Raw genomic sequence first — 6,078 nt, 5'->3', positions numbered from 1 at the left:
AGACCCCGGGGGAGTGGCCGCGCTTGCCCAAGAAGCTGCCAGGCTTGCTCGCGCGAGTGCCCGCCCACCTCGTGCCGGTGGAGGCGGTGATGTACGCCGAGGTCCTGCGCCTGGGGGGCTCGGGCGTCGAGTTCGCGTGGCTCACGAGCGACTATGGCTACGTCCTCGACCCGACCCTGGCGCGGCCGAGCGCCCGCGATTTTTGGGAGGGGGCGGTGCGCTGGCTGGCCCGCCACCGCGCCGAGTTGGGGGAGGACTCGGCGATGGCGATCCTCGCGTGGGCCCGCCACGTCCACACCGAGCGCCACGGTCGGGGCGAGCGCTTTGACTGGACCGGCCGGAGCCCCCGGGCGGCCCGGCGAGAGGCCGAGCGCTACGCGATGGAGCGCAGCCACTACCGCTGGCGGCCGCGGCTGCGGTGGTCGGGCCAGCGCTGGGACTGGGAGCTGAGCGAGGGCGAGCGGACCTGGGCCTTCGTGGAGCTCGTCACCAGCGAACAGCTCGCGCGGGAGTCGGCGGCCATGGCCCACTGCGTGTACGGCTACGACCGCGCCTGCGCCGAGGGACACAGCGCGATCTTCAGCCTGCGCTGCGACGGCGAGCGCTGCTTGACCATCGAGGTTCGCCTGCCGACCAAGCGAGTCGCCCAGGCTCTCGGTCGCTGCAACCGAGCGGCGCGACCCTGGGAGCAGGCCGTGGTCCGTCAGTGGGCGGACCGGTTCTTGCGCGAGACCCAGCGCGAGTGAGCGGGGTGGTCTACTTGGAGAACAGGCGCCGCCACCAGGAGCGCTCGGGTTCGGGCTCGGGCTCGGGAGTGGGCTCGACGGCGAGGCGGCGCCAGCTCGAGACCAGCGCGTCGAAGGTCGGTCGTTGGTCCTCGAAGGCGATCGCGCCCGAGAAGCCCAGGCTGACGCGGAAGGACTCGCCGTCGTCGTCGACAAACCAGTAGACCAGGGTGTGCCGCGGTTCGGACTGGGTGCGCATGCTGACCTGGCTGCGCACGGCGACGGCGTGGGGCCCATCGCTGGCGACCTCGCTGTGGACCTGGACCTCCTCGGCCCCCTCTTCGGACCACCCGCGCAGGGTCTGATCGGCAAATTGGCGCAGCCCTCCGGGCCCGCGAAAGCGCTGCTCGAGGCGCCACACGTCGATCATCGAGTCGGGCGCGGGCTCGAGGCCGATCCGCACGAGGCTGGCCAGGGTGGGCGCCATGGGCAGGACCTCGCGGGGCACGAACAAAAAGCCCGGCGGAGGGACGATGGAGCTCGCGGCGGTGGGCAGCTCGACGCGCGCACCCGTGGCCTGGAGCGGAGGTGTATCGAGGACCTGGAGGCCGTCGTCGGGATCGAGCCACGCGCTCAGCCCCCGGCGGACGCAGCTGAGCCCGTGCTGGGGGAACTGGGCGTCGTGCTGCGGGTCGTCGTAGAAGGGCTGGCCGGGGTGCTCCATGGCCGCGGGGTCCTCGGCCGCTTCGAGCAGGGGCACGCTCAGGGCGCTCTCACGAAAGCCCGTCAGCCCCGCGCGGTGGATCAGGGACAGGCGCAGGTGGCCCTGGGCGAGGGGCAGGGCGAGCTGGCCGCGGATGAGCTCGTGGCCGGGCTCGTAGGTGATGCGGCTGAGGGTCCGCAGGACGCGGCCGGGCTCGCGCTCGACGAGCTCGCACTCGACCATGGGCGACCAGCTGGGGTCGGCGGTTCGAGGCGGGCGATCGAAGAGCGCGGCCTCGGCCTTGGCTCGTTCGGGGTCGGTGTGTTCGAGGGCCGCGCGCTGCGTCGCGTTGGCCGCGTGGGCTCGCTCGAAGATCGCCCGGGCTTCGGCCTCGAGCTCGGCGCGCAGCGTGGGTCTACGGGCGTCGGAGAGATCCAGGGGAAAGGGGCTGTGCGCGGCCATGCCGACGGCGCCGAGCTCGGGGTCGTGCCAGCGCAGGTGTCGAGGGCCCTGGTCGACGATCTCGAGCGTCGTTCCCTCCGTTCCAAGTTGCACGCGGACACCGAGCAGGCCCGCGCGCAGTCGATCGTGGAGCAGCATGGAACCATGCTACCCCAGTCGTCGGGTTTGCGGCCCCGCGGCGAGCCTGGGAGCATGCCCGCGTGTACGCGCGTCTGATCGCCCTTGGAGTGTCCTGCTTGCTCGGGTTCGGAGCGCTGGGCTGCGTGTCGGCGCCCGCGTCGACGACCCGCCCCGACGAGCCCAAGGCCCCGGTCGCCGCCCCGACCAGCGAAGAGCGAGCCGGCATCGAGGCGGCCATCGCCGACTACCTCCACGGCATCGCCGAGCCCGACCGCGCCCGCCTCGAGCGGGCCTTCGTCAGCGAGCACGCGACCATGGTCCGGGCGGTGCGCGACGGGTCCGGGGTCATCGAGGTGTCGACCTTCAAGGACATGGGCGCGGTGCTCGACGAGTGGGGCGCGCGGGAGGACCCGCCGCGCGGGGCGGTGGACAGCGAGATCCTGTCCATCGAGGTCATCGACGGGCGCCTGGCCCTGGTCTCGCTGCGCTACTGGAACACCGTCTACGACGCGCTGATTCTGGCTCGCTTGGAAGACCGCTGGGCGATCGTCGCCAAGGCCTACACGGACCAGTGAGCGGTCACGCGCAGCCCTGAGGCAGACCGAAAGTTCCAGGGTTCACGCGTCGGGGCGAGGGCTGGCCTCCGAGCGGTGTGTTGTGGGACAATCGCCGCGGAGCCCGCCATGCCTCGCTTGATCCCTTGTTCGACCTGCCACAACCACATCCGGGCGACGGATGGCAACTGTCCCCACTGCGGCGCCATCGTACGCACGACCGTGAGCCCGGCCGTGCCTGCGCTGATCCTCGGCCTCGCGCTCACGGGCTGCCCCGAGGCCGAGCCGGCCTACGGCGTCCCCGTGACCACGACCGAGGACGGCGACACGGCGACGGACGACACGGGCGACACCGGGACGGACATGGGCACGGCCGAGGACACGACCGAGACCACGACCCTCGACGCGGGCGAGTCGGAGTACGGCGTCGCGTCTACGGGCAACGAGGGCGAGGCGTCGAAGCCCGGCGCGCCCGCCCTGATCGACACCCACACCCCCACCGAGTAGGAGCTGTTCACCATGGCACGCATGACCACCTGTCCCAACTGCGCCAACCACATCCGCGTCACCGACTCGGTCTGCCCGCACTGCGGCACCCGACACCGGACGGTGGCCAACCCCGTCGTCCCCATGGTGCTGCTCGGGCTGACCCTCGTGGGCTGCCCCGCGGACGACGGCGACGACTCGACCAGCTCCGACACGACCACCTCGGACACCGACGGCGACGCGGACACCACGACGGAGACCGGGACCACCGGCGACACGTCCACGGACGAGACGACCACCGATCCCGGCGACTCGGAGTACGGCGTGCCGGACACGGGCTTCGAGACGGACACCACGACCGACTCGGAGACCGAGGCGGGCGAGGCGGAGTACGGCTTGCCGGACACCCTCGACACCGACACCGGCGGCTGAGTCTCGAGCCTGAGCGCGAGTGGTGGGCGTCCCTTCGGGGGCGCCCATCTTCGTTTGGGGGCGCGAGCTCGCGAGGTGCCCAGTCGCGGGCAGCAGGCGCCCGGATCCTGACATTGTCGGGCGCGCCCGGCCTCCTAGGCTGAGGGCATGTTTGATCGCCAGTTTCATCTCGAGCCCTTCGTCCGCTTCGAGGAGCTTCGCCGGCACCGCCCGGTGTTCTACGTCGAGGCGCTCGACGCCTGGCTGCTGCTCCGCCACGACCACGTCAAGCAGGTGCTGCAGGACCCGCGGACCTTCTCCTCGGACGATCCGCGCTGGCACACCGAGGAGTTCGAGACGGCGCCGACGATGATCACCTCGGACGACCCCACCCACCGACGGCTGCGCGCCCTGGCCCAGCCCGCGTTCACGCCGCGGCGCATCGCCAAGCTGGCGACCGCGGTCGAGGAGCTGTGCGAGTCGATCCTCGACGAGGTCGAGGCTCGCGGCGATCGCTTCGACCTCGTCGAGGCCTTCTCCGGGCCCTTCCCCGCCATCGTCATCGCCGAGCTGCTCGGGGTGCCGCGGGAGGACTACCCGCGCTTTCGTCGGATCGCGGCCCAGGCCGTGCTCGCGACCCGGCCGGAGCCCGAGCGCAGCGTCGGCATGCGCGCGGGCCAGGAGCTCAACGCCTACTACGGGGCCTTCCTCCGCGAGCGGCGGGAGTCGGGGGAGCTCGGCGACGATCTGACCAGCGACTTCATCCGCGCCCAGCGAGACGGCGCCGAGTGTAGCGACGGGGAGCTCGAGGCCATGGGCAGCCTGTTCTTGATCGCCGGCCACGAGACCACGACCAACCTGATCAACAACGCGGTCCGCTGCCTCGACGACGCCCCAAAGCTGCGCGCGAAGGTCGTGGCCGATCCAGACTGCGCCCGCGACCTGGTCACCGAGGTGCTGCGCTACCGCGGCCCCGTGCTCGGGAATTTCCGCTTCACCACGCGCACCGTGGAGATCGGCGAGACCGTGCTGCCGGCTGGCTCGCGGGTGTTGCCGATGTTGATGGCGGCCAACCACGACCCGAACGAGTACGAGGCGCCCGGCGAGTTTCAGCTCGAGCGCCGGGCCAAGGGGCACCTGGGCTTTGGGCGGGGGATCCATCGCTGCCTCGGCGAGCCGCTGGCCAAGCTCGAGGCCGAGATCGCCATCCCGGCCCTCTACCGGCGCTTCCCCGAGCTGCGCGTCGACACCGAGCGCGACATCCTGCCCGTCGAGGTGCCGGTGATCCACGGCTGCCGCGAGCTGCATGTGCGCGTGTGAGGTTGGCATGGACGGAGCTGAATCCAGGCCAGAGCAGGTGACGCTGATCCTCGAGGGCGAGCGCCACACCATCGCGGTCCCCGAGGGCGAGACGATCCTCAGCGCGGCCCTCGGCGCGGGCCTCTACGTCGAGAGCTCGTGCGAGGTCGGCGACTGCGGGACCTGCAAGCTGCGTCGCCTGTCCGGCGCGGCCGAGCAGGACAACGACATGGGGCTCACGGACGAGGAGGTCGAGGCGGGCTACGTGCTGTGCTGCGTCGGCCGCCCCCAGGGTCCGGGGCTGGTGCTCAGTGACGAGCGCTAGCAGTCTGCTAGCGCGGCTCTCGAGAGGCGCCGCGCAGGCGCATGGCCTCGACGCGGTCGAAGCCCGCGCGCTCGAGCAGGGCGCGCAGCTCTCGACCCCGCTCGGTGTCGCTGAGCCGCTGGCCCATGCTGCCGTAGATCCGCCCGGGCCCGCGGATGGTCTCCGGCAGCACGGGCACGAGGTCGCCGAGGGTCAGGCTGTCGGGCAACAGGGCGATGCCGCGGTGGGCGTAGACCATCTCGAGCACGGCGCTGGAGCTCGTCGACAGGAAGCGGGGGTTGACGGGCAGGGTGCCCCCGTCGCGCAGCGGCCAGGCGAAGGGGGACACGCCGCCCACGACCTGGAGGGCGATGCAGGCGTGGTCCTCGAGGGCCTCGGCCGACTCGGGGGCGCCGCTGCGCTCGAGATAGGTCGAGGTCGCCACGCAGCGCCACTCGAAGTCCGTGGGCGGCAGCCGAAACAGGTTGCCGTCCGTGGGCTCCGCGAAGCTGACGACCAGGTCGAAGTCGTCGCGGATCGGGTGGACCTCGCGGTCGGTGAACACCAGCTCGAAGCCCAGGCCGAACTGGGCGATTTCGTCGAGCTGCAGCGTGGCCTCGAGGCGCTCGAGGCCCAGGCCCGGGGGCAGCGCGATGCGGACGCGGTCCCCCGTGCCCGCGCGGACGCTGACCTCGAGCTGGCGGGCGGCGTCGACCAGGGGGGCGCCCTGCTCGACCAGGCGCGTGCCCGCGCTGGTCAGCCGCAGGTGTCTGGAGGTGCGCTCGACCAGGCGCACGCCCAGCTCCTCCTCGAGCTGGGCGAGGCGGCGGGTCAGGGTGCTGCGCGGGAGCCCCAGAGCGCGGCTCGCCCCCACGAGCGTGCCGTGGCGGGCCAGGGCCATGAGCACGACGACGCCGTCGAGGTTCAGCATCGAGCCAGCATAGCCCGACTGGGCGCCGGCTCGACGCGCCGTCGGGGGCACCGCGGGTCAACAGGGCGGGCCGTAGAAGTGCT

General features: G+C 72.2%; 8 protein-coding genes. 6 read left to right on the top strand and 2 right to left on the bottom strand.

Features of this window, described 5'->3' with window-relative positions; genetic code table 11:
• Positions 1-746, top strand: a 746-nt coding sequence (locus PPSIR1_RS29605) for a PcfJ domain-containing protein (protein WP_006974896.1), incomplete at its 5' end; no start/stop codon positions are given.
• A 10-nt stretch (positions 747-756) separates the two neighbouring features.
• Here the strand turns inward: PPSIR1_RS29605 and PPSIR1_RS48410 are convergent.
• Positions 757-2,028, bottom strand: a complete 1,272-nt coding sequence (locus tag PPSIR1_RS48410) for a hypothetical protein (RefSeq protein ID WP_006974895.1) — start codon at positions 2,026-2,028, stop codon at positions 757-759.
• A gap of 62 nt (positions 2,029-2,090) precedes the next feature.
• On the opposite strand from PPSIR1_RS48410, the gene PPSIR1_RS29595 reads away from it, so the two are divergent.
• The 5 genes from PPSIR1_RS29595 to PPSIR1_RS29575 all read left to right on the top strand — a co-directional run bounded on the left by PPSIR1_RS29595 (position 2,091) and on the right by PPSIR1_RS29575 (position 5,085).
• A complete protein-coding gene (locus PPSIR1_RS29595) occupies positions 2,091-2,585 on the top strand; it encodes a nuclear transport factor 2 family protein (protein ID WP_086001810.1) in 495 nt (164 codons plus the stop codon).
• Between the two features lie 108 nt (positions 2,586-2,693).
• Positions 2,694-3,071: a hypothetical protein gene (locus tag PPSIR1_RS29590; protein ID WP_006974893.1), complete on the top strand. Its 378-nt coding sequence runs from the start codon at positions 2,694-2,696 to the stop codon at positions 3,069-3,071.
• Between the two features lie 21 nt (positions 3,072-3,092).
• Positions 3,093-3,482, top strand: coding sequence for a zinc ribbon domain-containing protein (locus PPSIR1_RS29585; protein WP_006974892.1), 390 nt, complete (start codon positions 3,093-3,095; stop codon positions 3,480-3,482).
• A gap of 147 nt (positions 3,483-3,629) precedes the next feature.
• Positions 3,630-4,781: a cytochrome P450 gene (locus tag PPSIR1_RS29580; RefSeq protein ID WP_006974891.1), complete on the top strand. Its 1,152-nt coding sequence runs from the start codon at positions 3,630-3,632 to the stop codon at positions 4,779-4,781.
• A 7-nt stretch (positions 4,782-4,788) separates the two neighbouring features.
• On the top strand, positions 4,789-5,085 hold the full coding sequence (locus tag PPSIR1_RS29575; protein ID WP_045117000.1) for a 2Fe-2S iron-sulfur cluster-binding protein: 297 nt from the start codon (positions 4,789-4,791) through the stop codon (positions 5,083-5,085).
• Between the two features lie 7 nt (positions 5,086-5,092).
• Here PPSIR1_RS29575 and PPSIR1_RS29570 read toward each other — a convergent pair whose 3' ends face one another.
• Positions 5,093-5,995, bottom strand: a complete 903-nt coding sequence (locus PPSIR1_RS29570) for a LysR family transcriptional regulator (RefSeq protein WP_006974889.1) — start codon at positions 5,993-5,995, stop codon at positions 5,093-5,095.
• Positions 5,996-6,078: the final 83 nt, after the last annotated feature.

Origin of the sequence: Plesiocystis pacifica SIR-1, assembly GCF_000170895.1 — a bacterium.
Taxonomy (GTDB): domain Bacteria; phylum Myxococcota_A; class Polyangia; order Nannocystales; family Nannocystaceae; genus Plesiocystis; species Plesiocystis pacifica.
The sequence above is the reverse complement of the archived record's forward strand: the minus strand, read 5'-3'. Positions and strand labels throughout refer to the sequence as shown.

What these genes read in the sequence shown, in the direction of transcription:
- PPSIR1_RS48410 (WP_006974895.1), bottom strand. Translation starts at nt 2,028, where the DNA reads ATGCTGCTCCACGATCGACTGCGCGCGGGCCTGCTCGGTGTCCGCGTG.
- PPSIR1_RS29590 (WP_006974893.1), top strand. Translation starts at nt 2,694, where the DNA reads ATGCCTCGCTTGATCCCTTGTTCGACCTGCCACAACCACATCCGGGCG.
- PPSIR1_RS29585 (WP_006974892.1), top strand. Translation starts at nt 3,093, where the DNA reads ATGACCACCTGTCCCAACTGCGCCAACCACATCCGCGTCACCGACTCG.
- PPSIR1_RS29580 (WP_006974891.1), top strand. Translation starts at nt 3,630, where the DNA reads ATGTTTGATCGCCAGTTTCATCTCGAGCCCTTCGTCCGCTTCGAGGAG.
- PPSIR1_RS29575 (WP_045117000.1), top strand. Translation starts at nt 4,789, where the DNA reads ATGGACGGAGCTGAATCCAGGCCAGAGCAGGTGACGCTGATCCTCGAG.
- PPSIR1_RS29570 (WP_006974889.1), bottom strand. Translation starts at nt 5,995, where the DNA reads ATGCTGAACCTCGACGGCGTCGTCGTGCTCATGGCCCTGGCCCGCCAC.